28 protein-coding genes, 4 tRNA genes and 1 pseudogene are annotated in these 25,041 nt (G+C 69.1%); 18 read left to right on the top strand and 15 right to left on the bottom strand.

All coding sequences use genetic code 11. From position 1 onward, the window contains the following. The first annotated feature begins 131 nt into the window (after window positions 1-131). Window positions 132-428, top strand: a complete 297-nt coding sequence (locus ACX1D3_RS11950) for a DUF4193 domain-containing protein (protein ID WP_182782846.1) — start codon at window positions 132-134, stop codon at window positions 426-428. Window positions 429-440: 12 nt separating this feature from the next. Here the strand turns inward: ACX1D3_RS11950 and ACX1D3_RS11945 are convergent, their stop codons facing one another. Next, window positions 441-734, bottom strand: a complete 294-nt coding sequence (locus ACX1D3_RS11945) for a DUF4235 domain-containing protein (protein WP_458994058.1) — start codon at window positions 732-734, stop codon at window positions 441-443. Between the two features lie 60 nt (window positions 735-794). Between ACX1D3_RS11945 and ACX1D3_RS11940 the strand changes: the two genes are divergently transcribed. Genes ACX1D3_RS11940 through ACX1D3_RS11925 form a run of 4 tightly spaced genes read left to right on the top strand, consistent with a single transcriptional unit; the run spans window position 795 to window position 2,764 of the window. After that, window positions 795-1,244 (top strand): DUF3093 domain-containing protein, encoded by a 450-nt coding sequence (locus ACX1D3_RS11940; RefSeq protein ID WP_458994057.1) that lies wholly within the window; start codon window positions 795-797, stop codon window positions 1,242-1,244. Continuing rightward, window positions 1,241-1,681, top strand: a complete 441-nt coding sequence (dut, locus tag ACX1D3_RS11935) for a dUTP diphosphatase (RefSeq protein WP_458994056.1) — start codon at window positions 1,241-1,243, stop codon at window positions 1,679-1,681. The genes ACX1D3_RS11940 and dut overlap by 4 nt, the downstream gene beginning before the upstream one ends. Window positions 1,682-1,705: 24 nt before the next feature. Next, complete coding sequence (locus ACX1D3_RS11930) at window positions 1,706-2,395, top strand: DUF3710 domain-containing protein (protein ID WP_458994055.1); 690 nt, start codon at window positions 1,706-1,708, stop codon at window positions 2,393-2,395. A 3-nt stretch (window positions 2,396-2,398) separates the two neighbouring features. Next, window positions 2,399-2,764, top strand: a complete 366-nt coding sequence (locus ACX1D3_RS11925; protein ID WP_458994054.1) for an OB-fold nucleic acid binding domain-containing protein — start codon at window positions 2,399-2,401, stop codon at window positions 2,762-2,764. On the opposite strand, the gene ACX1D3_RS11920 is transcribed toward ACX1D3_RS11925, so the two are convergent. Both ACX1D3_RS11920 and ACX1D3_RS11915 read right to left on the bottom strand, forming a co-directional pair. Beyond that, entirely contained in the window at window positions 2,752-3,423 is a 672-nt protein-coding gene (locus tag ACX1D3_RS11920; RefSeq protein ID WP_458994053.1) for a potassium channel family protein, read from the bottom strand. The genes ACX1D3_RS11925 and ACX1D3_RS11920 overlap by 13 nt on opposite strands. 7 nt (window positions 3,424-3,430) lie before the next feature. Further along, the gene (locus ACX1D3_RS11915) at window positions 3,431-4,078 is read right to left on the bottom strand and encodes a potassium channel family protein (protein WP_458996539.1); all 648 of its coding nucleotides are present in this window, start codon (window positions 4,076-4,078) and stop codon (window positions 3,431-3,433) included. Window positions 4,079-4,188: 110 nt separating this feature from the next. On the opposite strand from ACX1D3_RS11915, the gene ACX1D3_RS11910 reads away from it, so the two are divergent. From ACX1D3_RS11910 to dxs, 5 genes are all read left to right on the top strand, one after another. Beyond that, a complete protein-coding gene (locus ACX1D3_RS11910) occupies window positions 4,189-6,180 on the top strand; it encodes an APC family permease (protein ID WP_458994052.1) in 1,992 nt (663 codons plus the stop codon). Then, window positions 6,177-7,331 carry a class I SAM-dependent RNA methyltransferase gene (locus tag ACX1D3_RS11905; RefSeq protein ID WP_458994051.1) on the top strand — a complete coding sequence of 385 codons (1,155 nt, stop codon included), beginning with the start codon at window positions 6,177-6,179 and terminating at the stop codon, window positions 7,329-7,331. The genes ACX1D3_RS11910 and ACX1D3_RS11905 overlap by 4 nt, the downstream gene beginning before the upstream one ends. Window positions 7,332-7,416: 85 nt before the next feature. Continuing rightward, complete coding sequence (acnA, locus tag ACX1D3_RS11900; RefSeq protein ID WP_458994050.1) at window positions 7,417-10,092, top strand: aconitate hydratase AcnA; 2,676 nt, start codon at window positions 7,417-7,419, stop codon at window positions 10,090-10,092. A 90-nt stretch (window positions 10,093-10,182) separates the two neighbouring features. Next, window positions 10,183-10,572: a hypothetical protein gene (locus ACX1D3_RS11895; RefSeq protein ID WP_458994049.1), complete on the top strand. Its 390-nt coding sequence runs from the start codon at window positions 10,183-10,185 to the stop codon at window positions 10,570-10,572. A gap of 47 nt (window positions 10,573-10,619) precedes the next feature. Then, the gene (dxs, locus tag ACX1D3_RS11890) at window positions 10,620-12,539 is read left to right on the top strand and encodes a 1-deoxy-D-xylulose-5-phosphate synthase (RefSeq protein WP_458994048.1); all 1,920 of its coding nucleotides are present in this window, start codon (window positions 10,620-10,622) and stop codon (window positions 12,537-12,539) included. Here the strand turns inward: dxs and ACX1D3_RS11885 are convergent. The 5 genes from ACX1D3_RS11885 to ACX1D3_RS11865 all read right to left on the bottom strand — a co-directional run bounded on the left by ACX1D3_RS11885 (window position 12,536) and on the right by ACX1D3_RS11865 (window position 15,712). Next, on the bottom strand, window positions 12,536-13,741 hold the full coding sequence (locus ACX1D3_RS11885) for an HRDC domain-containing protein (protein WP_458994047.1): 1,206 nt from the start codon (window positions 13,739-13,741) through the stop codon (window positions 12,536-12,538). The two genes, dxs and ACX1D3_RS11885, sit on opposite strands and share 4 nt — an antisense overlap. Then, window positions 13,738-14,319: a DUF3000 domain-containing protein gene (locus ACX1D3_RS11880; RefSeq protein ID WP_458994046.1), complete on the bottom strand. Its 582-nt coding sequence runs from the start codon at window positions 14,317-14,319 to the stop codon at window positions 13,738-13,740. The genes ACX1D3_RS11885 and ACX1D3_RS11880 overlap by 4 nt, the downstream gene beginning before the upstream one ends. A gap of 55 nt (window positions 14,320-14,374) precedes the next feature. Continuing rightward, on the bottom strand, window positions 14,375-14,791 hold the full coding sequence (msrB, locus tag ACX1D3_RS11875) for a peptide-methionine (R)-S-oxide reductase MsrB (RefSeq protein ID WP_458994045.1): 417 nt from the start codon (window positions 14,789-14,791) through the stop codon (window positions 14,375-14,377). 30 nt (window positions 14,792-14,821) lie between these two features. Further along, window positions 14,822-15,592, bottom strand: coding sequence for a sirohydrochlorin chelatase (locus tag ACX1D3_RS11870; RefSeq protein WP_458994044.1), 771 nt, complete (start codon window positions 15,590-15,592; stop codon window positions 14,822-14,824). A gap of 48 nt (window positions 15,593-15,640) precedes the next feature. Next, window positions 15,641-15,712 (bottom strand) — tRNA-Val (locus ACX1D3_RS11865). Between the two features lie 58 nt (window positions 15,713-15,770). Between ACX1D3_RS11865 and ACX1D3_RS11860 the strand changes: the two genes are divergently transcribed. The 4 genes from ACX1D3_RS11860 to ACX1D3_RS11845 all read left to right on the top strand — a co-directional run bounded on the left by ACX1D3_RS11860 (window position 15,771) and on the right by ACX1D3_RS11845 (window position 16,735). Then, complete coding sequence (locus tag ACX1D3_RS11860) at window positions 15,771-16,358, top strand: alpha/beta hydrolase family protein (RefSeq protein WP_458994043.1); 588 nt, start codon at window positions 15,771-15,773, stop codon at window positions 16,356-16,358. A 107-nt stretch (window positions 16,359-16,465) separates the two neighbouring features. Then, window positions 16,466-16,538 (top strand) — tRNA-Gly (locus tag ACX1D3_RS11855). 50 nt (window positions 16,539-16,588) lie between these two features. Continuing rightward, window positions 16,589-16,659, top strand: a tRNA-Cys gene (locus tag ACX1D3_RS11850). Between the two features lies 1 nt (window position 16,660). Continuing rightward, a tRNA-Val gene (locus ACX1D3_RS11845) sits at window positions 16,661-16,735 on the top strand. A 170-nt stretch (window positions 16,736-16,905) separates the two neighbouring features. Here ACX1D3_RS11845 and ACX1D3_RS11840 read toward each other — a convergent pair. Next, on the bottom strand, window positions 16,906-17,913 hold the full coding sequence (locus ACX1D3_RS11840; RefSeq protein WP_458994042.1) for a hypothetical protein: 1,008 nt from the start codon (window positions 17,911-17,913) through the stop codon (window positions 16,906-16,908). A gap of 399 nt (window positions 17,914-18,312) precedes the next feature. On the opposite strand from ACX1D3_RS11840, the gene ACX1D3_RS11835 reads away from it, so the two are divergent. Then, on the top strand, window positions 18,313-18,882 hold the full coding sequence (locus tag ACX1D3_RS11835; protein WP_458996538.1) for a HEAT repeat domain-containing protein: 570 nt from the start codon (window positions 18,313-18,315) through the stop codon (window positions 18,880-18,882). 201 nt (window positions 18,883-19,083) lie between these two features. On the opposite strand, the pseudogene ACX1D3_RS11830 reads toward ACX1D3_RS11835, so the two are convergent. Both ACX1D3_RS11830 and ACX1D3_RS11825 read right to left on the bottom strand, forming a co-directional pair. After that, window positions 19,084-19,266, bottom strand: a pseudogene (locus tag ACX1D3_RS11830) (transposase); the annotation flags it as partial. A gap of 133 nt (window positions 19,267-19,399) precedes the next feature. Then, window positions 19,400-19,891 carry a septum formation family protein gene (locus ACX1D3_RS11825; RefSeq protein WP_458994041.1) on the bottom strand — a complete coding sequence of 164 codons (492 nt, stop codon included), beginning with the start codon at window positions 19,889-19,891 and terminating at the stop codon, window positions 19,400-19,402. A 261-nt stretch (window positions 19,892-20,152) separates the two neighbouring features. On the opposite strand from ACX1D3_RS11825, the gene ACX1D3_RS11820 reads away from it, so the two are divergent. From ACX1D3_RS11820 to ACX1D3_RS11810, 3 genes are all read left to right on the top strand, one after another. Then, on the top strand, window positions 20,153-20,929 hold the full coding sequence (locus ACX1D3_RS11820; RefSeq protein WP_458994040.1) for a DUF1801 domain-containing protein: 777 nt from the start codon (window positions 20,153-20,155) through the stop codon (window positions 20,927-20,929). After that, complete coding sequence (locus ACX1D3_RS11815; RefSeq protein ID WP_458994039.1) at window positions 20,926-21,675, top strand: PIG-L deacetylase family protein; 750 nt, start codon at window positions 20,926-20,928, stop codon at window positions 21,673-21,675. Before ACX1D3_RS11820 ends, ACX1D3_RS11815 begins: the two co-directional genes overlap by 4 nt. 119 nt (window positions 21,676-21,794) lie before the next feature. Next, complete coding sequence (locus ACX1D3_RS11810) at window positions 21,795-22,490, top strand: DUF937 domain-containing protein (RefSeq protein ID WP_458994038.1); 696 nt, start codon at window positions 21,795-21,797, stop codon at window positions 22,488-22,490. Between the two features lie 101 nt (window positions 22,491-22,591). Here the strand turns inward: ACX1D3_RS11810 and ACX1D3_RS11805 are convergent, their stop codons facing one another. Genes ACX1D3_RS11805 through ACX1D3_RS11790 form a run of 4 tightly spaced genes read right to left on the bottom strand, consistent with a single transcriptional unit; the run spans window position 22,592 to window position 24,926 of the window. Next, entirely contained in the window at window positions 22,592-23,212 is a 621-nt protein-coding gene (locus ACX1D3_RS11805) for an L-threonylcarbamoyladenylate synthase (RefSeq protein WP_458994037.1), read from the bottom strand. 19 nt (window positions 23,213-23,231) lie between these two features. Next, on the bottom strand, window positions 23,232-24,122 hold the full coding sequence (locus ACX1D3_RS11800) for an aldo/keto reductase (protein WP_458994036.1): 891 nt from the start codon (window positions 24,120-24,122) through the stop codon (window positions 23,232-23,234). Window positions 24,123-24,132: 10 nt separating this feature from the next. Beyond that, window positions 24,133-24,561 carry a TadE/TadG family type IV pilus assembly protein gene (locus tag ACX1D3_RS11795; protein ID WP_458994035.1) on the bottom strand — a complete coding sequence of 143 codons (429 nt, stop codon included), beginning with the start codon at window positions 24,559-24,561 and terminating at the stop codon, window positions 24,133-24,135. Continuing rightward, on the bottom strand, window positions 24,558-24,926 hold the full coding sequence (locus ACX1D3_RS11790) for a hypothetical protein (RefSeq protein WP_458994034.1): 369 nt from the start codon (window positions 24,924-24,926) through the stop codon (window positions 24,558-24,560). Before ACX1D3_RS11790 ends, ACX1D3_RS11795 begins: the two co-directional genes overlap by 4 nt. Between the last annotated feature and the right edge of the window lie 115 nt (window positions 24,927-25,041).

Here is a 25,041-nt window from a genome sequence, read left to right as displayed (position 1 = left end):
CACCGCCGGGGGGTCCGTGACTTGCGTGGGCACGCACAATGGGGCCGAGAAGGGCGCAGGCCGGTGTACCGCCGCGGCCGATCATGTGATACACATAGGGCCGTTCGCGGCACAGGAAGGGACACTGACGGATGGCAACCGATTACGACGCACCCCGCAAGACCGACGAAGAGATGAGCGAGGACTCCATTGAGGAGTTGAAGACGCGTCGCAACGACAAGAACTCGGGCAAGGTCGACGAGGACGAGGTGGAGGCCGCGGAGTCCTTCGAACTCCCGGGCGCGGACCTGTCCCACGAGGAACTGACCGTTCGCGTGCTGCCGCGTCAGGCCAACGAGTTCACCTGTGCGTCGTGCTTCCTCGTGAAGTCCCAGAGCCAGCTGGCCGAGGTCAGGGGCGGGCAGAGCTACTGCGTCGACTGCGTCTGAGGCCGGCGGGCCTCAGAGGTCCAGGCGGCTGCGCAGCTTGCTCGGCCCCACGTGCGAGAACGTCGAGACCCAACGCCGCTGGATGAAGCGGTTGATGACGATCTGCGACATCCCCACGCCCAGGCCGCTGGCCGCCGCCCAGATGAAGGCCCGGGCCATCGGCGTCTCGGGGTCGTTGATGTCGGGGACGGGCTCGCCGGTGGAGGCCTCCCACACCTTGGTCACCAGCTTCTGGGCGATGAGCGTGGTCAGGGCGCCGAGCACCCCGGCATAGATCTTCCACATCAGCTTCTCGGTCAGGGCCATGGGGTTCCTTTCGCTGGGACCATCACAGCCACCTTAGGTGCTTCGGAGTAGTGTGGAAAGGTGACCTACCGCGAACGTCTGTACATCCCCTGGTGGTGGGTGGTGATCGCTCTGCTGTTCTGGCTCAGCCTCGCAGTGGCCGTCCTTGCCTACATCCCCGCCGGCCCTGCCATCGCGTTCTCGGCGCTGGCGGCGCTCGGGATCGGCCTGGCGCTGGTGGCCTACAGCCTCACGCTGGTCGGTGTGGACAACGGCACCCTCATCGCCGGGCGCTGCAAGGTTGAGGGGGAGTACATCGCGGGGGCGGTACCGCTGAGCGGGGAGGACGCACGCGTCGCGGCCGGCCCGGGGGCAGATCACCGGGCGTTCCTCTTCACGCGCCCCTTCGTATCAGGGCTCGTCCGGGTGGATCTGGCGGATCCGGCCGATCCTCATCCGTACTGGCTCGTCAGCACGCGCAGGCCCCACGAGTTGGCGGCGGCGCTCGACTCGGTCAAGGGTCGCCCGTGATCATTCCCACCATCGCGGATGCAGCGCAGTTGCCCACGTACGCCCACCCGGGGGACGCGGGCGCGGATCTGCGCACCACGCACGACGTCACCCTGCAGCCGGGCCAGCGCGCCCTCGTCGCCACCGGCGTGCGCGTTGCCCTGCCGGAGGGCCACGTCGGACTCATCACCCCACGCTCCGGCCTGGCCGCACGCCACGGGCTCAGCGTCGTCAACTCGCCCGGCATCATCGACTCGGGCTACCGGGGAGAGATCAAGGTGAGCCTGATCAACCTGGACCCGGCCGAGCCGCTCACCCTCCTCGCCGGGGACCGCATCGCCCAACTTGTGGTCCTGCCGTTCGTCTCGGCCACCTTCACACAGGTGGACACCCTCGATGACACCTCGAGGGGCGCGGGTGGCTATGGTTCTACGGGCGGATTCACCACTTCCTCCTAGCCAGTTAGTTAAGGACACACACCAGTGATCTTCGGACGCAAGAAGCGCAACGAGAACGTCGACGACGACATCGAGGGCGGGGAGGCCGTCGTCGAGGTCGACGAGCAGGGCCCCGCCGTCGGTGAGGCGGAGCGCTGGGACGCGGAGTTCAGCCGCGACGAGGGCCCCTTCGACATCTCGGAGGTGGACCTGGAGGCAGACGAGCACGAGGTCAACAGGCTGGACCTGGGCACCCTGATCATCACGCCCTTCCAGGACATGACCATGCAGCTGCAGGTCAACCGCGAGAGCAACCAGGTCCAGTCCATCCTCGTCGGCGACGGCCAGTCGGCGCTCGAGGTGGCCGTCTTCGCGGGGCCCGCGAAGTCGTCGATGACGGGCGAGATCCGCGATGAGGTGCTCGAGTCCACCCGGCAGCAGGGCGGGCGGTGCCAGGCAGTCAAGGGCCCGTTCGGCACCGAGCTGCGCCGGGCGCTGCCCGTGAAGGATCCGAACGGGAACCCGGCGATGCATCTGTCGCGGACCTGGCTCGTGCCCGGGCCCGGCTGGGTGCTGCGCGGAGTCCTCCTCGGGAAGGCCACCTTCTCTCCGGAGGACGAGGACGCGCAGCTGCACCTCTTCGAGTTCTTCAGCAACCTGGTGGTCCGTCGCGGGTCGACGCCCGCGGCCCCGGGCAGCCTCCTGCCCATGAAGGTCCCCGAGGCGAAGGGCTGACCGATGGGCAAGCGTTCGGTTGCGGAGCGGCTGAGGCGCTACTTCCTCTCCCACGAGGAGCTGGAGGCCACGGAGCTGCGCGAGCAGGCGGAGGTCAGCGGCGCCCAGCCCCTGACGTCGTGCCAGATGCGGTCGAGGGTCATCCTCCAGGGCACCATCACGGCGGTCACCTCTGACGCCGCGCACGGGTGGCTGGAGGCGGAGGTCACGGACGGCTCCGGGACGGTCAAGCTGGTGTGGATGGGCCGAAGCCGCCTCGAGTGCCTGCTGCCCGGCCGCCACATCCGCGTCGAGGGCCGCCTGGCGCAGGCCGACGGGGACTGCGTGATGTTCAACCCCGACTTCGAGATCGTGCCTCAGTCGTCGTAGTCGTCGGCGTCGAAGAGCGCCGCGAGGTCGGCCTCGGACTCCTGCGTGACCAGGAAGAGCAGCTCGTCGCCGCCTTCGAACGCGCGGTCCCGCTCGGGGGTGAGCGGCGCACCGTCGCGGATGATGGCCACCAGCACAGTGTCGCCGGGCAGCTCAACGTCGCGGAGCCTGCGTCCGGCCAGGTGGGAGGACTGGGGGAGGGTCACCTCGGACAGGTGCGTGGTGGACTTGTTGAAGGTCAACAGGCGCACGAGGTCGCCGGTCGAGACGGCCTCCTCCACCAGCGCCGACATGAGGCGGGGCGTCGACACCGACACGTCCACGCCCCACTGTGCGTCGAAGAGCCACTCGTTGCCCGGGTGGTTGACGCGGCCCACCGTGCGCGGCACGCCGAACTCGGTCTTGGCCAGCAGTGAGTGGACGAGGTTGACCTTGTCGTCGCCGGTGGCGGCGATGGCCACGTCGCAGTTCTCCAGCTCGGCCTCCTCCAGAGACTGGAGCTCGCAGGCGTCGGCCTGGAACCAGTCGGCCCCTGGCACCGAATCGGGCTTGATGGCGGCCGGGTCCCGCTCGATGAGGAGCACCTGGTGCCCGTTGGCGATGAGCTCGCGGGCGATGGACCGGCCCACATTGCCGGCCCCGGCGATGGCGACGCGCATGATTCTCCTAGTGCTTGGCCGGGGGGTTTGCGAACAGGGTCTCGAGCTCGTCGGTGCGGTCCGTGTGGCACGCGATGTAGACGAGGTCTCCGTCCTGGAAGATGGTGTCGCGGTCCGGGACGATGCCGCGTCCCACGCGCTGGATGAACGGGATGGGGGTGCCCGCGGCCGCCTGGAGTTCGCTGATCCGGCGCCCCACCCAGCCGTTGTGGACCTTGATCTGCAGGAGCCGCGCGGTTCCCGTCGGGTCCCTCCACACCGGCTCGCTGCCCTCTGGCAGCAGCCTGCGCAACACCTGGGTGACCGTCCACTTCACCGTCGCGACGGTGGGGATGCCCAGCCGTTCGTACACGGCGGCGCGGCCCTGGTCGTAGATGCGCGCGACGACGTTGTCGACGTGGTAGTTCTCGCGCACCACTCGAGCGGCCAGGATGTTGGAGTTGTCGCCCGACGAGACGGCCGCGAAGGCGTCCGCCTTGCGGATCCCTGCGGCCTCGAGCACTTCGCGGTCGAACCCGACGCCCTTGATGGTCAGGCCCTTGAAGTCCTGCCCCAGCCGGCGGAACGCGTCGACGCTGACGTCGATGATGGCGACACTGTGGCCGCGCTTCTCGAGGCCCGTGGCGAGCATCGAGCCGACCCGGCCGCAGCCCATGATGACGATGTGCACCCTTGACTCCTTCGGAGACTGTCGTCACAGAACCTACACCCCGACGGCAGGGGGCGCGCGATGACATTGGGGGACAAGAGGTCTACCGTAACCCCGTGAACGTGATGTCGGCGCTCAAGCGCATGGTGGTGGGGCGGCGACTCACCAACGCCCAGATGGGTGAGACGCTTCTGCCGAAACGGCTGGCCCTCCCGGTCTTCGCCTCCGACGCGCTCAGCTCCGTCGCGTACGCCCCGGACGAGATTCTCATCACCCTGTCCCTGGCGGGCATGGCAGGGTTCATGTTCTCCTGGCAGATCGGCGTGGCGGTCGCGGTCGTCGTCGCCGTGGTGGTGATGTCCTACCGGCAGACCGTGCACGCCTACCCCAACGGCGGCGGTGACTACGAGGTGGCCCGAGAGAACCTCGGACACGCCGCCGGGCTGACGGTGGCCGCGTCGCTGCTGGTGGACTACGTGCTGACCGTGGCGGTGTCCGTGTCTGCCGGCGTGATCAACGCCAAGGCGATGGCGCCGTTCCTGGACGGCTACGAGGCGTGGACCGCGGTCGGCGTCATCGTGTTCCTCACCCTTGTCAACCTCCGCGGCGTGCGCGAGTCCGGAACGGCTTTCGCCATCCCCACCTATGTATTCATGACCTCGATGCTGCTGATGATCGCCATCGGCCTGTTCCGCATCTTCGTCCTGGGCGAGACGCTCAACGCCGAGACCGCGGACCTCATCGTCATCCCGCCGGAGGGCAGCCCAGAGTTCGCGGGGTGGGCCATGATCGCCATCCTGGCGCGATCGTTCTCCTCCGGTGCCGCCGCGCTGACCGGGGTCGAGGCCATCAGCAACGGCGTGCCCGCGTTCCGCAAGCCCAAGAGCAGGAACGCCGCCACCGTCCTGACCATGCTGGGCGCCCTGGCCATCACGATGCTGCTCGGCATCGTGGCGCTGGCCAACCTCACCAGGGTCCACCTCATCGACGAGCTCAACGGCACGCACTACGTCAACGCCGCCGGCGAGACCATCCACAGCGCCGCCCACACCGTCACGGGCCAGCTCGCCCGCGTCGTGTTCATGGACTGGTTCGAGCCCGGCTTCTACATCGTGATCACGGCCACGATGCTCATCCTCTTCCTGGCCGCCAACACGGCCTTCAACGGCTTCCCGTCGCTCGCCTCGATCCTGGCCAAGGACGGCTTCCTGCCCCGCCAACTGCACACCCGCGGAGACCGCCTCGCCTATTCCAACGGCATCGTGATGCTGGCGATCGCCGCGATCGTGCTCGTGATCGCGTTCGACGCGTCGGTGACCGCGCTCATCCAGCTGTACGTCGTCGGCGTCTTCCTGTCCTTCACCTTGGGCCAGATCGGCATGATCATCCACTGGACCCGCGCCCTGGCGACGGAGCAGGACCCTGCGGTCCGTCGTCGCATGGCACGGTCGCGGGTGATCAACACCATCGGGGCCACGGCCACGGGGGCTGTGCTCATCGTCGTGCTGATCTCGAAGTTCGTGCACGGCGCCTACCTGGCCGTGGTGGCCATGGCGGTGCTGTTCGGGCTCATGATGGCCATCTCCAAGCACTACCGTGCGGTCGAGCAGGAGGTCGCGCTCAAGCCGGAGTCCGACCGCGCGCTACCGAGCCGCGTGCGTGGCGTGGTGCTGGTGCAGCGGGTGAACCTGCCCACGCTGCGCGCCATCGCCTTCGCCCGTGCCGCCCGGTCCACCACGCTGACCGCGGTCACCGTCGCCGTCGACGACGACGAGGTGGAGCGGATCCTCGACGAGTGGGAGGCCGAGGACTTCGGCATCCCGCTGAAGGTGATCGCCTCCCCCTACCGGGAGATCACGAGCCCGTTCATCAAGTACGTCAACGAGCTGCGCAGCGAGAACCCCCGCGACGTGGTGATCGTCTACATCCCGGAGTTCGTCGTGGGCCACTGGTGGGAGCAGATCCTGCACAACCAGACGGCCCTGCTGATCCGCACGCGCCTGCACTTCATGCCGGGCGTCATGGTCACGAGCGTGCCGTACCAGCTGAAGTCGTCGTCGAAGGCGAAGGCGGCGGCGAACAAGGCGTCCGAGCCGCGCCGCCGATGACCGTCGAGGTGACGCTCGAGCGCGTGGCGCACGGCGGGTACGTGGTGGGCCGTGCCGACGGGAAGGTGCTGTTCGTCACCGGTGGGCTGCCGGGCGAGCGCGTGGTCGCGGAGATCACGGAGACCGGCAGCCGGTTCGACCGCGCGAGGGTGGTGGAGGTGCTGGAGCCCGCCGCGGGGCGGGTGACGCCGCCGTGCCCGGTCGCGGCCCGCTGCGGCGGTTGCGACTGGCAGCACGCAGACCACCCCACGCAGCTGGCGCTGAAGGGGGCGGTGGTGGCGGAGCAGCTCCAGCGGCTGGCCGGGATCGCCTGGGAGGGGTCGGTCGAGGCCGCCCCCGGGGGGCTGACCGGCTGGCGCACCCGCGTGCGCTATGCGGTCGACGAGTCTGGTCGGGTGGGCTTGCGGGGGCGCCGCTCCCACGAGGTGGTGCCTCTCCCCGAGCAGGGGTGCCTCATCGCCGCGCCTGGGCCCACCGTCGGCGAGCTCGTGCGTGCCGGGCGGCCGGGGACCGACCTCGAGGTGACGGTCGCCGACGACCGCACCGTCCTGGCCGTCGCCGGCGCATCCCGCGGGGAGCCCCCGGTCCTGCAGCACGTGGGTGGCCGGACGTTCGAGGTGGACCCGGGCGGGTTCTGGCAGGTCCATCCGGACAGCGCGGCGATCCTGACCGGCGCGGTGCTCGAGGGGCTTCGTCCCGAGCCGGGGGAGCGGGCGCTGGACCTCTACTGCGGGGTGGGGTTGTTCGCCGGTGCCCTCGTCGACGCCGGCTGCGTGGTGATGGGGGCGGAACTGTCCAGGGACGCCGTGCGGCTGGCCCGGCGCAACGTGCCCGAGGCCGACTTCGTGGCCGGGGCCCTCGAGCGGGGGCACCGTGACCTCCCGGAGTGGGCCGATCTCGTGGTGCTCGACCCGCCGCGCAAGGGGGCGGGTGCCGCAGTGGTCCGCGCCATCGCGGAGCGCCGGCCACGCGCGGTCGCCTACGTTGCCTGTGACCCGGCCGCCCTCGCCCGAGACCTCGCCACCTTCGCGGACCTCGGATACGCGGCCACGTCGATCAGGGCGTTCGATCTGTTCCCGATGACCCATCATGTCGAGTGTGTGGCGATCCTGCACCCTCGTCCTGACACCGGCGTTCACCCCCTAGACTGAACCCGACCGGCGATGCCGCCGTGCGTGCACCTGCATGGTATCTTGATATCAAGACAGTTTGGCGAGCGCCAAGTGAAGGAGAAGGATGAGCGTCAACAGTTTCGGGGCCAGGACCAGCCTCGACGTCAACGGCACCACGTACGAGATCTTCAGGCTCGATGCGGTCCCGGGCTCCGAGAAGCTGCCCTTCAGCCTCAAGGTTCTGCTCGAGAACCTCCTGCGCACGGAGGACGGCGCCAACATCACGCGCGCGGACATCGAGTTCCTCGGCAACTGGGACCCCACCGCTGAGCCGGATCATGAGATCCAGTTCACCCCGGCCCGCGTCATCATGCAGGACTTCACAGGCGTGCCCTGCGTGGTGGACCTCGCCACCATGCGTGAGGCCGTCGTCGCCCTCGGTGGGGACGCGGCCAAGGTCAACCCGTTGTCGCCCGCGGAGATGGTCATCGACCACTCCGTCATCGCCGAGGTGTTCGGCACCCCGCAGGCCTTCCAGCAGAACACCGACATCGAGTACCAGCGCAACCGCGAGCGCTACCAGTTCCTGCGCTGGGGCCAGACCGCGTTCGACAACTTCAAGGTGGTGCCCCCGGGCACCGGCATCGTGCACCAGGTCAACATCGAGCATCTTGCGCGCGTGATCTTCCCGCGCGTCGTCGACGGCGTGCTGCAGGCCTACCCGGACACCTGCGTGGGCACCGATTCGCACACCACGATGGTCAACGGCCTGGGCGTCGTCGGCTGGGGCGTGGGCGGCATCGAGGCGGAGGCCGCGATGCTCGGTCAGCCGGTCTCCATGCTCATCCCGCGCGTCGTCGGCTTCAAGCTCTCCGGCAAGCTGCAGGAGGGCACCACGGCCACCGATCTCGTGCTGACCATCACCGAGATGCTGCGCGCGCACAAGGTGGTGGGCAAGTTCGTCGAGTTCTACGGCGAGGGCGTCTCCGAGGTGCCGCTGTCCAACCGCGCCACCATCGGCAACATGAGCCCCGAGTACGGCTCCACCATCGCCGTGTTCCCGATCGACGACAAGACCACGGACTACATGCGCCTCACCGGCCGCGACGAGCAGCAGATCGCGCTCGTCGAGGCCTACGCCAAGGCGCAGGGTCTGTGGCACGAGGCGTCGCACGAGCCCGTGTTCTCGGAGTACATCGAGCTCGACCTGTCGACGGTGGTGCCGTCCATCGCCGGCCCGAAGCGCCCCCAGGACCGCATCCAGCTGATCGACGCGAAGGCCAACTTCGAGGCCGCCGTCGGGTCCTACACCCCGGACCCGGCCAAGGTGGTCCCGATCACGCTGGCCGACGGCACGTCGTTCGAGCTGGCCAACGGCGCCGTCACGGTCGCCTCGATCACCTCCTGCACCAACACCTCGAACCCGAGCGTGATGATCGGCGCGGCCCTGCTGGCGAAGAAGGCCGTCGAGCGCGGACTCACCCGCAAGCCGTGGGTGAAGACCTCGCTGGCTCCCGGATCGCAGGTGGTCACCGACTACTACGAGAAGGCCGGCCTGACGAAGTACCTCGACGCCATCGGGTTCAACCTCGTGGGCTACGGGTGCGTCACCTGCATCGGCAACACCGGTCCCCTCATCCCCGAGGTCTCGCACGCGGTCAACTCCGAGGACCTGGCGGTCACCGCCGTCCTCTCGGGCAACCGCAACTTCGAGGGCCGCATCAGCCCCGACGTCAAGATGAACTACCTGGCCAGCCCGATGCTCGTCATCGCCTACGCCCTGGCCGGCACCATGGACGTGGACCTCCTCACTGATCCGATCGCCCAGGGCGCCGACGGCAGCGACGTGTACCTCAAGGACCTCTGGCCCTCCCAGGCCGAGATCGAGGAGGTCGTCGGCTCGTCGATCTCCGCGGACATGTTCGCCTCCCGCTACGCGGACGTGTTCACCGGTGACGAGAGGTGGCGGTCGCTGCCCACCCCGGAGGGCAACACCTTCGAGTGGGACGAGGACTCCACCTACGTCCGCAAGGGCCCGTACTTCGATGGCATGCCTGCGGAGCCGAACCCCGTCGAGGACATCTCAGGGGCCAGGGTGCTGCTCAAGCTGGGAGACTCGGTCACCACCGACCACATCTCCCCGGCCGGCAACATCAAGGCGGACTCGCCCGCCGGGCACTACCTGTCGGAGCACGGCGTGGAGCGCCGCGACTTCAACTCCTACGGCTCACGGCGCGGCAACCACGAGGTCATGATCCGTGGCACCTTCGCCAACATCCGGCTGCGCAACCAGATCGCACCCGGCACCGAGGGCGGTTTCACGCGCGACTTCACCCAGGCCGACGCGCCGGTCACCACCGTCTACGACGCCTCCGTCAACTACGCGGCGGCCGGCGTCCCGCTGGTGGTGCTCGCGGGCAAGGAGTACGGCTCGGGCTCCTCGCGTGACTGGGCGGCCAAGGGCACGGCCCTGCTGGGCGTGCGCGTCGTCATCGCCGAGAGCTACGAGCGCATCCACCGCTCCAACCTGATCGGGATGGGCGTCCTTCCGCTCCAGTTCCCGGAGGGGCAGTCGGCGCACTCGCTCGGCCTGTCCGGCGAGGAGACGTTCTCCGTCCGTGGCGTCACGGCGCTCAACGACGGGGTGACGCCCAGGACCATGACGGTGACCGCGGCGAAGGCCGACGGCAGCGTCGTCGAGTTCGAGGCGCTCGTGCGGATCGACACGCCGGGGGAGCGCGGCTACTACGTCAACGGCGGCATCATGCAGTACGTGCTGCGGAACCTGGCCAAGAGCTGACACCAGCACTCAGAGAGGCGGCCCCGCTGAGGGGCCGCCTCTCGTGCTTTCCCGTTGCTTTTGTCCGCGCGGTGGGATTCAATAGAACACATGTTCGACGATGATGACACCATCCGCGTGTACGTGCCCCCTGGCTGGCCCGGCTCGGTCCGGCCGCCCGGCTCGCAGGGCTGGTTGTCCTCAGCCGAGGTCTTCCTCCTGGACTGCTGTCCCGCCGAGTACCGGGGCTATCCGGTGGTGCGCCGCCATCCGGTCGTGCTGGCGCGCCTGGCGCAGGAGTTCGTCGCCTCGCAACTGGTCGCCACGCGCAGTGGGCTCACGGGGCTCAGGGCCTCCCTGTCGGGAGTGGTGGACGCGGACACCGCAGACCAGGCGGCCGGGGTCCTCCAGCAGGAGGAGGCGCGGCTCACGCGGGTGGCCAGAGGGGTGGATCTGGTGGAGCAGGCGCTGCGGGACGCCAGGTTCAAGCCGCGGCTCTAGCGGTTCGCCCCCGGGATCGCCCTGGGAATGGCCCTACTATTGAGCGCATGCCCTTGATGGAATCGATCCAGAGCCCACGCGACCTCCGTGCGCTCTCGAGGCGGCAACTCGTGCAACTCGCCGCCGAGATCCGATCGTTCCTCATCACCAAGGTGAGCCGCACCGGGGGGCATCTCGGGCCCAACCTGGGCGTCGTGGAGCTGACCATCGCCATCCACCGGGTGTTCGATTCGCCGTCGGATCCCATCATCTTCGACACGGGCCATCAGAGCTACGTGCACAAGATCCTCACGGGTCGCGCCCCCGGCTTCGACACCCTGCGCCAGCGTGGCGGGCTCTCCGGCTATCCCGAGCCGGCCGAGTCCGTCCACGACTGGGTGGCCAACTCGCACGCCTCCACGGCCCTGTCCTGGGCTGAGGGGCTGGCCAAGGGCTACCGCCTGCGCGGCGAGCAGCGCACCGTGGTGGCCGTCGTCGGCGACGGCGCCCTCACGGGCGGCATGGCATGGGAGGCGCTCAACAACATCGCGGCCGCACCCGGTCTCAGGCTGGTGGTGGTGGTCAACGACAACGGCCGCTCCTACACGCCCACCGTCGGAGGGCTGGCCAATCACCTGGCGGGGCTGCGCACCGACCAGAGGTACGAGAAGACCCTCAGCCTGATCAAGCGCACCGTCAAGCGGATGCCGGTGGTGGGGCGCCCCCTGTACGACCTGATGCACGGGGTCAAGACCGGGGTCAAGGACGTGCTCGCGCCCCAGTCGATGTTCTCGGACCTCGGGATCAAGTACATGGGGCCGCTCGACGGGCACGACATCACATCGCTGACCAACCACCTGGAGCAGGCCCGCCATTTCGGTGGCCCCGTTCTGGTGCACTGCGTCACCCGGAAGGGTCGCGGCTTCCAGGCGGCCGAGGAGCACGAGGAGGACCGCTTCCACGCCGTCGGCAGGATCAACGAGATCACCGGTGAGCCCCTCTCCGCCTCGGTGCAGGCCACCTGGACCGACGCGTTCGCCGAGGCCATGGTGCAGATCGGCCAGCGGCGGCCGGAGGTGGTGGCCGTCACGGCCGCGATGCTCCATCCCACGGGCCTTGGCCGCTTCGCCGCCGCCTTCCCTGAGCGCACGTTCGACGTCGGCATCGCCGAACAGCACGCCGTCGTGTCGGCGGCCGGGCTCGCCCGGTCCGGGCTGCACCCAGTGGTGGCGCTGTACGCCACGTTCCTGAACAGGGCCTTCGATCAGGTGCTGATGGACGCGTCACTGCACGGCGTCGGCCTCACCATCGCGCTGGACCGGGCCGGGATCACGGGCACCGACGGTCCCAGCCACAACGGGATGTGGGACATGAGCCTGCTCGGTGTGGTGCCGGGCGTGCAGCTGGCCGCGCCCCGGGATCAGGCGAGGCTCGTCGCCGCGCTGGACCGGGCCGTCTCCGTGGACGACGCGGTCACCGTGGTGCGCTACTCCAAGGAGCGGCTCCCGGACGAACTGCCCGAGGTGGCCCACCTGGGCGACGGCCTGTCCCGGGTGGACGTGCTCCGCCGGGCGGAGGGTGCGCGGCTCCTGATTGTGGCCTATGGCCAGTTCGCGGGCATGGGCCTGGCGGTGGCCGACCGCCTGGAGGACCAGGGCGTGGCTGCCTCCGTGGTGGATCCCTTGTGGGCGCTGCCGGTCAGCGCGGAGCTGGTTCGCCTGGCGGGGGAGTACGACCTCGTGGTGACGCTGGAGGACAACCTGGTCGAGGGCGGGGTCGGGCAGAAGCTCCGCGCCCGGCTCGCGGAGGCCGGCGCGGAGGCGAGGGTGCTGACGTTCGGTATCCCGCAGCGGTTCCTGGCCCACGGGTCGCGCGAGGAGGTGCTCGACGAGATCGGGTTGACCGCAGCCAAGGCCTCCCTGGAGGTGCTGGGCGTCGTCCTCAGCGGCGCTGACGTCGACGAGGAGGAGGCCGCGCGCCCGGCCTAGGTCTCCAACGCTTCTGCGATCAGGGGTTCCAGGAACTCCGCCTGCCAGGGCCTGGCCCCCAACGAGATCAGGTCGTTGCGGGTGATCGCGCTGTGCTCGAAGAGCGCGGCGTGCAGGGCGGCCGGCGGCGCCACCAGGCTGGGCTGCAGGCCGCCCAGATCGCAGGCAAGGGCGTCGACGGCTGGGCGCACCTTCGCCCACCGTTCGGCCGCCTCGGGGTTGATGCGGTCCCACGTGCGGGGGTGCGGGACCCCGGAGTGGGGCCCGCGCCTGGAGGGGTAGTCGCTCTCCGGCATGGCACGCACGGTGTCCAGGGCGGTCAGCCAGTTGGTGAGGAACCGCTGCCCGGGTGGCGCGCCGAACCCCTTGAGCGCCTGAAGCTGGCCTCGGGTGGGCACGGCATCCTTGGCGCGGGTGGCGATGTCGATGATCGCCGAGTCGTGGAGGATCCATCCCGGAGGGCGGTCCCGACGCTGCGCGATGGCATCGCGTTCGAGCCACAGCGCGCGGGCCACCGCGTACTGGCGCGGCGTCCGCAGGGAGGTGACCCCGGAGAGGCGTCGCCAGGGATCCACTTTGGGCTCCGGCTCCGCCGTGTGGCGCGAGAGGGTGTCGGCGAACTCCTGTTGGGCCCACTCGTCCCTGCCGACCTGGGAGAGTTCCTCCTCGAGGACGGCAGCCAGTTCGAGCAGGTAGTCCACGTCCAGCGCCGCGTAGGTCAACCACGCCTCGGGCAGCGGCCGCTTCGACCAGTTGTCGGCGGAGTGAGCCTTGCGCAGCCGGACATCCAGCTCCGCGAGGAGGAGGGCGCCCAGGCTGGCTCCGGGCTTGCCGAGGAGCCGGGCCGCCAGTTCGGTGTCGAAGATGCGTGGCGGGATCACGCCGATGCCGCGCATGCAGGGGAGGTCCTGGCTGGCGGCGTGGATGATCCAGGTGGCGTCGCCGCAGGCCTCGACCAGCGAGCTGAGGTCGGCAGCGCCACCAGACTCGAAGGCGACGGGGTCGATCAGCCAGGTGCCCGCGCCCTCGCGCCGGATCTGGAGCAGGTAGGCCTTCGGCCAGTAGCGGTGGCCGTGCGCACGCTCCGTGTCGAACGCCACAGGGCCCTCGGCCCCGTGGAGGGCGGAGAGGCATTCATCAAGGGCGGCGCTGTCCGCGACCACTGGGCGCAGCGGCTCTCGGCTGTCTTCGACGTAGGTCACGAGCGACGCCCGAGGGGGAGAGGGGCCACGCCCGGGGGGAGTGGGGGTTGACCGGCGACCTGCCCCATGAGGTCCTCCCAGGCGGCCAGGTGCGCAGTGAGGGCGTGCCGGGCGTCCAGGGTGGGGGTCCAGGAGCAGCGCAGCTCCACCTCGGCGCGATCCTCGTGGGCCATCTCCCCGAATCCCTTGCCGTAGGAGGCGGTGACGGTGCCGGCAAGCGCATGGGCGACGCAGCCCCGGCTGTCCAGTGCCTCGGTGAACCAGGACCATGCGACATCGGGCAGGAAGGGATCGGTCACCATGTCCATGTCGACGTCGGCCCGGACGTAGGTGACGAGCCGGAACGTGCCCGCCCAGGAGTCGTTGCCTGCCGGGTCGTGCAGGAGAATGAGGCGCCCGGAGGCCAGCGGCTCGTCGGGCCCGGCCAACTCTGCCTCGATGGCGACCGAATGGGGGGCGATCCGCTGGGGGGAGCCGATCTCATCGGTGCTGAATCCGCGGCGCCAGGTCATGGCATCGAGCTCGCGCAGGGCCCTGGCGAAGGGCTCAGGTGGCGCGGGGGTCACGTTCGCTGGCACGCACCCACACTAGGCCGGGAGCGTGCACTCCCGACGGTGACGCGCCGCAGGGGGCTCACGGGCGCCGAAGGCGCAGGCTCACCGAGTTGATGCAGTAGCGCAGGTCCGTGGGAGTGTCGTAGCCCTCGCCCTCGAAGACGTGCCCCAGGTGCCCGTCACAGGCGGCGCAGCGGACCTCCACGCGGGCCCGTCCGGGGATGGACTCGTCCCGGAGATAGCGCACCCGTTCTTCGGCGAGGGGGGAGAAGAAGCTGGGCCACCCGCAGTGGGAGTGGAACTTCTCGGTGCTGCGGAACAGCTCGGCGCCGCAGCCGCGGCACTCGTAGACGCCCTCGTCCTCGGTGTCGGTGTACTCGCCCGTGAACGGCAGCTCCGTGCCGGCGAGGCGGAGAACCTTGAACTCCATCGGCGAGAGCTCGGCGCGCCACTCATCGTCGGTCTTGGTCACGGGGGCGACGTACGGCTCGGTCATGCCACCGATCTTAGGAGGGCGTGACAAGCCTCAGGAGTCGTCGCCGTCGAGATCGTCCGGCAAACGGGTGGGCGTGCCGTCCAGCAGCTCCATGGCGCCGAAGGCGTACCGGGCCAGGATGAGCTGGCACAGGTGCGGATTGTCCCCGATGGGTGCCGTCACCGCGACAGCACCAGCCCGCATGGCCGCCTGGGCATGCGCCTGATAGGCGGGCGTGGGAGTCAGGTGGAGGCTCCCGACGGCGATGTGTCGACGCCCCTGCATGCGCAGGGACTGCACTGCTGCCGCGGTGGCCCGGCCGTCGCCGTCCTCGACCGCGAGCTGCACAGGGAGGCGATGATGCGCCGACCACTGCCTCGCGCGTCTGGCCAGCAGCGACCCGCCGCGGACGTCGCCTCCTCCGGGCGCGGTCAGGACGAGGCCGTCGATCTCGAGGGCGCCACCGCGGTGCAAAGCCTCCCGCACGCGCTCGTCGAGGATGTTGAGCACCTCTCCCGCCGGCCCGACGGGGCGGCTGATGGCCAGACGGATGTCCTTGGAGTGGGAGAAGCTGTCCAGTTCGGCGGCGTGTCCGGCCGCTGACACCAGGTCCAGGGGGATGATGACGGCCTCGGCCACGTCGTCGGCGGCGAGGGCCCCGATGACCTCCTCGACGCTGGGGAAGAGTCCTCCCAGGCGGGCTAGGTGGACCCGGAGGTCAGGGCGAGTCAGTTGGAGTGCGCGTGCAATGCCCCGCAGTGCGTCCGTCACCGGCGCTTCGTCCGGGCCATCAGCCACGAGCACGATTGCCGGCGCGGTCATTGACTCTCTCTCATCGGGCCACCAGGGTGGCGGTTCGGAGATCTAGAGTGGGCGATGGCGGTTTCGAACCGCCGACCTCTTCGGTGTGAACGAAGCGCGCTACCACTGCGCCAATCGCCCCTAGCGAAAACGGAGTCTAGTGGAATCTGTGGGAGATTGCGAACCGGCTGTGCTGGACATGCAGACGCCGAAGGGTCAGGCCCGCGCCCACCTGGCATGCCCCGACGGCCCCGACCGTGGACTGCTCGTCCTGGGGCACGGGGCGGGCGGGGGCGTGGACACGGCAGACCTCAGGGCGGCTCGGAGCGCCGGCCTGGGCGCTGGATACGTGGTGGCCCTCGTCGAGCAGCCCTACCGCGTTGCCGGCCGCAAGGCGCCCCCGCCCATCGCAGCGGCCGACGCGGCGTGGGTCGCGGCGGTCGGTGAGTTGAGGGCCCTGCACCCAGCCGGTCCTCTCGTCGTGGGAGGACGGTCCTTCGGTGGACGCGTCGCCTGCCGCACCTCCATGGAGGTCGGCGCCGACGCGGTCCTCTGCCTGGCCTTCCCCCTCGTCGCCCCCTCCGGCAGTGACCGTTCGGGGGAGTTGGAGAGCGTTGAAGTTCCGGTGCTCATCGTCCAGGGCCGGAGCGATCCGTTCGGCATGCCGGGCCGGGCGCCGGGGAGGGAGGTCGTGGAGGTGGAGGGCAACCACTCGCTCCGGAAGGACGGCGCGGTCATCGAAGGTGCCATCGCGGCGTGGCTTCGGGGGCTGGGAGGTGCCCGCTGAGCGTGGAACCGGCGCCCCACGGCGTGATTTGTGTTCCCCGAGAATCGTGCGCTAATGTTCTCTACGCGCCGAGCGGCAGCCCACAAGGGCAGATGCAGACAGCGCATGCGGACGTGGCTCAGTTGGTAGAGCATCACCTTGCCAAGGTGAGGGTCGCGAGTTCGAATCTCGTCGTCCGCTCGGAGAACAAGACTCTCCCAACCCGCTTGGGGAGCGTGAAACTCCATCCAGGTGGAGTGGCCGAGAGGCGAGGCAACGGACTGCAAATCCGTGTACACGGGTTCAAATCCCGTCTCCACCTCGGGCGGTTGGCGCAGTGGTAGCGCGCTTCCTTGACACGGAAGAGGTCGCCGGTTCAAACCCGGCATCGCCCACCAGACATGACGAGCGCAGGCTCCCGAGATCTACGGATCCGGGAGCCTCTGTCATTCGGGGCGCATGTCTAGTCCGCCCCCTGGCTGGCAGCGATCGCCCACGTGCGGTGGAGCGGCGACGGGTCCCCTGCTCTGGAGAGAGCGGGGGACCCGTCACTGGGGTTAGGGGTGGGTCAGCTGATTGTCCATCCGCCGTCGGCGTCAATGACGACGAGCGACGGCCCGGCCAGAAGTGCAGCCTGTGCGGTGGTGGCGCCGATCTTGTTCGCGAGCAGCTTCCACTCGTCACCGTACTGTTCGACGATGAAGTTGCTAGCGCCGGTGTGGGTGAGGGTCGCGGTGCGCGGGCTGCCCATGTACCACAGCACGTCGGGTCCTTGGCCGGTGGCGTCGGTGGTGAACTGCCGGGCCACGGACAGGGGCTTGATCACGATTTGCCAGGCGCCATCCGCGTCGATCTGGAGTTGCCTGATGTCGTCGTAGAGGCCGAAGGCCCCGGTGCCCTGGACGACTGACGTGTCGAGCCAGAGGGGGTAGTCGGCTTCGGCGTTGGCGCTGTCGAGGCCGGTGATGCTGAGGTAGTCGTACTCGTCGGCGGGGGTGAAGGTCGCGGTGACGGTGCCGTTGTCGACGCCGGCGGGGAGTGTGACGATGCTGGTGCCGGTGCCGCTGTATTCGGCGAAGTAGTCGGTGGAGAACCGGACGATGTTGTTGAACACCCAGTCGCTCTTGGTCACGTACTTGGTGGCGCCGGTGGAGGTCTTCGTGGCGGCGATGAAGGTGGACCAGATGTAGGAGCGGCAGGCGTTACGGCCGGTGGTGGGGGTGTCGCATTCGGTGTACCAGTCGCGGCCGCCCTGGGTGAATTCTCCGCTGTTGCCGAGGGGGTTCCCGGTCCACTGGGCTCGGGGCGAGGGAAGGTAGGTGAGGTTGTTGAACACCCAGCCGTTGGTCTGCACGTAGCGGCCGCTGACCAGCTTGACCTGGGTGGCCCAGATCTCGGTGCGGCATCGGGTGACGCTGCTGCTGTACTGGGAACATTCGGTGCGCCATTGACGTCCGTTGACGGTGTGGGTACCCGGCGTGGTGTAGACGTCGACGGCTGAGGCGGTGGTGGGCGACGTTGCCCAGGAGCCGAGACCGAGCAGCGCGGCCAGGACTCCCACGATTAGTTTCTTCATAACCCGAACGATAGGGGGTGCCCTGGTCCAGGGGCTCAGCGGGGCTGTCTGTCCCGGGGAGGGGGGCCGTGGTGCCCCTGTCGGCTGGGGCGATTCGCTGTGACCTGGGGGTTTCTTGGTTGTTTGAGCCTCACGTGACCTGTCGTCTCTGTGATACTACGGTTTGTCGTTCTCGTTGGGGGTGCGGTGTGGTCGGCGCGAGGGTGTGTCGGGTTGGGGGAGTGTCGCGGTGGCTGCTGTCGGGTGGGTGCGCGGGTTGTGGCTGGCTGTGTCGGTGGCTTTGATCGTCGGGTTGGGTGTCGCGTCGCCGGCTCAGGCGGATGACCCGGAGGACACTCCGCCCGCGGATGTGGTGGTGCGGCCGGATTGGGTCTCAGCGTCGCCAGGGATGGGGCCGTGATGGCTGACCTCTTGGAAGAGCTCGCCGGTGTCGGCTATCCGGTGGCGTCCGTGGCGGACTTGCGATCGTCGGGGACGCGGTATCGGGCGGCCGTGCCCGTGCTCTTGCGCTGGCTGGACCGCAGCGAGGACACCTTCGAGAAGGAGGAGATCATCCGGGCGCTGTCGGTTCCGTGGGCACGAGACGATGCCCTCGATCCGCTCGTCGCGCTCTTTCGATCGGCGGCGCTCACCGGTCAGGAGAACGAGCTTCTGCGATGGGCGATCGGCAACGCGCTCGAGGTCCTGTGGGCCGACTCGCGCTTCGATGAACTCGTGGCGCTCGCCCGCGACGCGTCCTTCGGCAAAGCCCGAGAGATGATCGTCTTGGGACTGGGTCGATCCAAGAGGTCGGAGGCCAGCGAAGCGCTCATCGAGCTCCTCGATGACGCCGTCGTCAGTGGTCATGCGGTCATGGCCCTTCGAAAGCTCAAGGTGCCAGAGGCCCGCCCGGCCTTGCAGCGGATGTTGGACGACGACCGGGCGTGGGTGCGCAAGGAGGCGCAGCGCGCGCTGGCAGCGCTGGACTAACCATGAATCGCCCCGGAGTGTCGGGAGACTCATTGTGTTGTGAGCTCTGCTGGTTGCAGGGCTGATTCTGCATCGTAGTAGAGGGCTTCGAGGTCGGCTGGTGGGATGTCGCCGCAGTGTTGGTAGAGGCGGCGACGAACTCGCTAGGGCCTCGGGGTTTGGTCCTGGGTTCCCTGGGGTCAAGTCCCTTTGCGTGTTTTTCTAGGCGGTCAGGGGTAGGGGTCGGGTGGTGCGGTCGAAAAGGTTGTCGACGAGGCGGCGCATGGAGGGTTCGGAGAGGTAGCGGCGTTCGCCGTAGTGCCATTCTTCGTGTTGTTCGAGGAGGATGGCGCCGACGAGGCGGGTGACGGAGCCGCGGTCGGGGAAGATCCGGATGACATCGGAGTATCCAGAGAATCCGATGCAATATACGGGAGGACCATTTGAGAGAACTCGTCGAGCCGCGGTAGGTCGACGATCGACGAGACCGACGTCACAGAGTCGCCGTTCGCCAGGTTCTGACGCTCAGTCGCCGGACCTACCTGGCGGCGCCCTTCAGGGATCCTGAGGTCTGGCCGGCGGGGTCGTACACGGTGCAGATGATCTCGCGGTCGGCGAGTTCGTCCCAGCCCTGCTCGGTAGGTGTGAGGGGGAAGATGTCGAGGGTCGATACGTCGTAGGCCATGCCCACGAATGACTCGAACTCGCTCAGGCACGTCTCCTCGATTGCGGCATCGATCGCCGCCTGGCCGGGGAATTCGCCGTCGGGCATGACGAATGAGTGGTAGACCTCGTTGTCGTGGGCCTCAGCGCACGGCACGGCCGGGACGTCGGAGATCTCCTCATCGGTGGTGTCGTTGAAGCAGTCACCGACCCGCAGCGAGAAGACGTCGGCGGTGCCGGCTTCCGTGACCTCCTGGGAGTCGCCGTCGCGGGTCGCAGTTCCGGAGCAGCCGGCAAGGCCGGTCACGACGATGGCTACGGCGAGGAGCGCGGGCAGTCGGCGGGTGATCGAGCGGGAGATGGCCATGGTTTCGATTCCTTCAGGCGGCGTGGGTGCGGACAAGGCGCGATGCCAGAGGCAGGGTACAACGTAGAGCTGGACATGAGTTCGGCACGCGATAGTGACCGGCGCTACCGGAATTGTGTGTCATCCAGTCGCCGGCGTCCCACTCGACGAATGACCGATAAGCAGCATTATGTCATCTTGCAGCGCGCCGACCGTCCCCCGATCTCTGGTCTGCCGCCCTCGAGCCTTGACACCGGGAACCCACGCGGTGACAGTGGGTCGATGGCTGATGACAGCGTGACCCGTCCCACCGCAGTGCCTGTCGAGGACTTCCTCGCCACGATCCCGGATCGTCGCCGTCCCGAGGCGGATGAACTCATCGCCGTGATGCGCGAGATCACCGGCGAGCCCGCTGTCATGTGGGGGCCGAGCATCATCGGCTTCGGCTCACTGCACTACCGCTACGACACCGGCCGTGAGGGCGACATGCCCCGGCTGGCGTTCAGCCCCCGGAAGGCGACGCTGACGATCTACTTCGAGGGCTTCGACGGCTACGGGGAGCAACTGGCGAAGCTGGGCAGGCACAAGACCGGCGCCTCCTGCCTCTACCTGAACAAGCTGTCCGATGCCGACCCGGCGGTCCTGCGGGAGATGCTCGCCACGTCGTACGCCCGCTCGGGGGCCCCGGCGTCGAAGGTGTCCACCGTCGACGAGTACGTGACGAACGTCCCGGCGGTGGCGCGGCCCATGTTCGACGAGCTGCGCTCGCTCGTGCGCGACGCTCTCCCCCGCGCCGACGAGGTGTTCAGCTACGGGATCGTCGGCTACAAGCCTGTCAAGGGCCGCGCACGGGTCTTCATCTCGGGTTGGAAGGACCACGTCGCCGTCTACCCCATCCCGGCCGATCCTCAGCTCGCCGACGAGCTGAAGGCCTACACACGCGGCAAGGGCACGCTGTGGTTCCCGTTGTCCGACCCACTCCCCCGTGACCTGATCCGCCGTGTCGTCGCCGCGCTGGTGGCAGACGTCGACCCTGCGGGCGACGGGCCCCGGTCATGAGTGACGGTGCTCGGCCTCCCCTGCCGGTCCTCCCCGACGGGGACTTCCGCCGGGTCCTGTGCGTGGTCGCGCACCCCGATGACGTCGAGTACGGGCTGTCCGCCTGCGTGCACCGATGGGTCGGTCAAGGCGCTGAGGTGGCCTATCTCCTCCTCACGTCCGGCGAGGCCGGGATGCAGCGCCCACCGTCGGAGGTGGGCCCCCTGAGGGCGGCCGAGCAGCGGGCCGCCTGTGACGAGGTGGGCGTGACGGACCTGGAGATCTTGCAGCATCCCGACGGGATGCTCGTCTATTCGCTCGATCTTCGCCGCGACGTGGCTCGGAAGATCCGGCAGTTCAGGCCGGATGTTGTGGTGACGGGCGCCTGGGACGTCGAGGTGGGCTGGGGGCTGAACCAGGCCGACCACCGGGTGGCGGGCATGGTCACCCTCGACGCCGTCCGAGACGCGGACAACACCTGGGTCCATCCGGAACTGGCCGCCGATGAAGGGCTCGCGAAGTGGGCCACCACCTGGCTGCTGGTGGCGGCGGACAATGCCCCCACGCACGGTGCGGTGCTGAGTGGGGCCGACGTCGACGCAGGAGTGCGCTCCCTGGAGGCGCACGGGGCATACCTGGCCGACATCCCCGGGCATCCGGCCCCGCGGGACTTCATCCCCGGGATGCTCGGCGCGCAGGGCCGGGCGATGGGTGCCGAGTTCGCCTGTCTGTTCCGGGCACACCGGCTCGTCGGGCAGGACGCATGACGAGACCCCCCTCGGACGCGAGGCACGGGTGTTGGCCGATTCGGTCACGCCATCAGGCGTCGTCGCCTAGTTTTGATACGGGCGTGTATCTCACCGCCGATCTCTGACAGGAGTTGCCGATGTTTGACTACGACGAGTTGCTGTCCACTCTCCCGATCGACCAGCTGGCGCAGCGCGTCGGGGCGAGTCCGGAGGATGTCGAGGCCGCCACCCGCAACGCGCTGCCCGCCCTACTGATGGGCATGGGCGCCAACACCCAGGACCCGGCCGGCGAGGCATCGCTGGCCTCAGCGGTCGGCCAGCACGACCCACGGCTCGTCCAGGGGGGCATCAACCTCGACGACGTGGATCAGCAGGACGGCGCCAAGATCGCCCACCACATCTTCGGCGACAACGAGGACCAGGTGGTCAACCAGCTCGGCGGACTCGGCGGCGGCAACGCGCTGATCCAGAAGCTTCTCCCCATCCTCGCCCCCATCGTGATGTCGTGGCTGGCGGGCAAGCTGATGGGCGCCGACGAGGCCCAGGGCCAGCCCCGCCAGGCGCCCTCATCCGGGGGCGGCGGCCTGGGCGACATCCTGGGTCAGATCCTCGGCGGAGGTGCCTCGGCACCTCAGGCGCAGCCGCAGCAGCCCAGTGAACAGCCGCAGTTCCGGGTGCCCACGGGCCAGGCCGACGACGGCACGCTCAGGATGCCGGAACCCGAGGCGCAACAGCGCCAGAGCCAGCCCCAGCAGCAGACGATGCCGGGTGGGCTCGGCGGTGGGATCCTGGGCGACATTCTGGGCGGGCTGCTCGGGGGCGGCCGCCGCTAGATCGGCCTCGAACGTCACAGGGCCCCGGGGTTCTCCCGGGGCCCTGCGACGTTCAACGACGACGGCGGGTCGCCCCCCCCCGGCTCGGGCGCTGGGGTGGGTCACTCGAACGGCGACGGGTCTCCTGCCCCCACCCGGGCGATCACGGGCTCGTCGCCGCTCAGGTCCACCACCGTCGTGGGCTCCACGCCGCAGTCACCGGAGTCCAGCACCGCGTCGATCTGGTGATCCAGAAGCTCCTTGATGGTCCACCCATCCGTCAGCGACTCCTCGTGACCCGGCAGCATCAGCGTGGACGAGACCAGCGGCGCCCCGACGGCATCGAGGAGAGCCAGCGTGGTGCGGTGGTCGGGGATGCGTACCCCAACCGTGCGCTTCTTCGGGTGCAGCATCATCTTCGGCACCTCGCGGGATGCTTTGAGGATGAACGTGTACGGGCCCGGCGTGGCCGCCTTCACCGCGCGGAAGACCCAGTTGTCCATCTCGACGTAGGCGCCGAGCTTGGCGAACGAATCAACCACCAGGGTGAAATGGTGCTTGTCATCGAGGTGGCGGATCCTGCGGATCCGTTCGATGCCCTCGGCGTTGCCGAGCGTGCATCCCAGGGCGAAGCAGGAGTCCGTGGGGTAGGCGATCAGCCCGCCGTCGCCCAGGATCCTGGCCACCTGCGCCAGCGACCTGGGCTGCGGGTTGTCCGGGTGAACGTGGAAGTACTGGGCCATGGGCCCAGGCTACCCATCCTCAGAGCACCGCCGCCGAAATGGCCGCCACCTCGTCGTTGCTGAGTTTCAGGTCCATGGCCGCCGCCGAATCCGTGATGGACTCCGGCCGCGACGCGCCCGGGATGACGATCACGTGATCGCCGAGCGCCAGCTCCCAGGCGAGGGTGACCTGCTGCGGAGACACCCCGTGGGCGGAGGCGATCTCTGCCAGGACCGGATAGCGGTTCCCCACGGCCGTGGCTCCGCCGCCGGTGCCGCCGAGCGGCGACCAGGGGAGGAAGGCGATCCCCCGCTCTGCACAGAAGTCCAGCTCCACCTTGCTCGTGTGGTTGAACTTCGGCGAGAACTCGTTCTGCACCGCCGCCAGTTCCCCGAGGCCCAGCACATCGACGGCGATCTGGATCTCCTCGACGTTGGCGTTGGAGATGCCGATCTCGGAGATCAGCCCCTCCTCTTTGAACCCCGCGAAGGTCTCCATGACGGAGGCGTAGACGCGGCTGCGGTCGGGCCGGTGGAGGTAGAAGAGGTCCAGCTTGTCCACGCCGAGCACCAGGAGCGCGGCCTCGAGGCGCCCGCGCAGGTAGTCCGGCGCGGAGTCCCTGCCCCAGCGCTCCCCCACGGACCGGGTGATGCCGGCCTTGGTGGCCACGACGACGTTGCTCACGTCTCCGTCGTAGCTGCGCAGGGCCTTGGCCACGATCCGCTCGTTGTGACCCATCGAGTCCCAGGTGGGGGCGTAGATGTCCGCCGTGTCGATGAGCGTCACGCCGGCGTCGAGGGCGGCGTGGACGGTGGCGATGGCCTGCTCCTCCGCCGGCTTCTCCGGCTTGTCGCTCATGGAGAAGGGCATGGCACCCAGACCCACCGAGGACACTGTGAACTGGCCGATGCGGCGCTGCTTGGTAGTCATGGCTGCCACTCTACCGACCACGCAACGGGTCCACCGGCGAGGTCCTGGCGGCCGTCACCGACACCGAACCGGGGACGAACGGCAGGCTCACGTCCCTCAACTCGACGAGGCACCGGACCTCGACCTCGACGGTGGCGCGCTGCCCCAGCGCACGTCCCACTCCGGCGGCGTCGACGGCAACATCGGTTGTCCGGCAGGCAACATGACGCTGAGCCAGCGACAGACGGGCCGCCTCCAGCGCCGCGCTCTGGGCGCTGGAGCTGCTGCGCTCGAGCGAGGCCGACCTGGCCGCGGCGGCGGCCGCCGCGCCCACGCTCTGCTCGGCGATCGCGATCCTGGCGAGCGAGATCACCAGGCCGATGAACAGCACCAGAACGGGGAGGATCACCACCGCCTCCACGGACATGGCCAGGCCGCGCTCACCACCGTTCCCTGTCACGAGCCGGTCACCCGCTCCGTCGCCGCGGTGACCGTCTTGCGGATCTCGCGGGGCCACATGATGACGACGGCGCGCCCGCTGACGGTGGCGGTGGTGGTGCGGGCTCCCCTGCTGACGCTCACGCGCACCTGGCTGAGCGAGCCGTTGCCCGCCACCTCGGCCGCGGCCGCCTCCCCGTCGCCCGGCCGCCCGTCGTAGGCCGCTGCGACGGCGACCCCCTGCTGGGCGGCGGCCAGCGCCGTCGACTCCGCCCAGTACTGCAACGACCACTGCATCAGGCTGAGCAGGATCCCGATGGACAACGGCAGCAGCACCACAGCCTGGACCGATCCGCTGAGTCCGCGCTGGTCTGTTGGTCGTCTCATGCGCCCATCCTGCCAAGCGGGAGGGTCACCGCTTCCCGGCTGTGGACAACTACGGTGCCCGCCCGCCCTCGCCGCCCCTGGCCCCCGCGGCAACGGCGGGGTGCAATAGGCTGGA

Source organism: Tessaracoccus yangjingae (assembly GCF_054483935.1).
The sequence above is the reverse complement of the archived record's forward strand: the minus strand, read 5'-3'. Positions and strand labels throughout refer to the sequence as shown.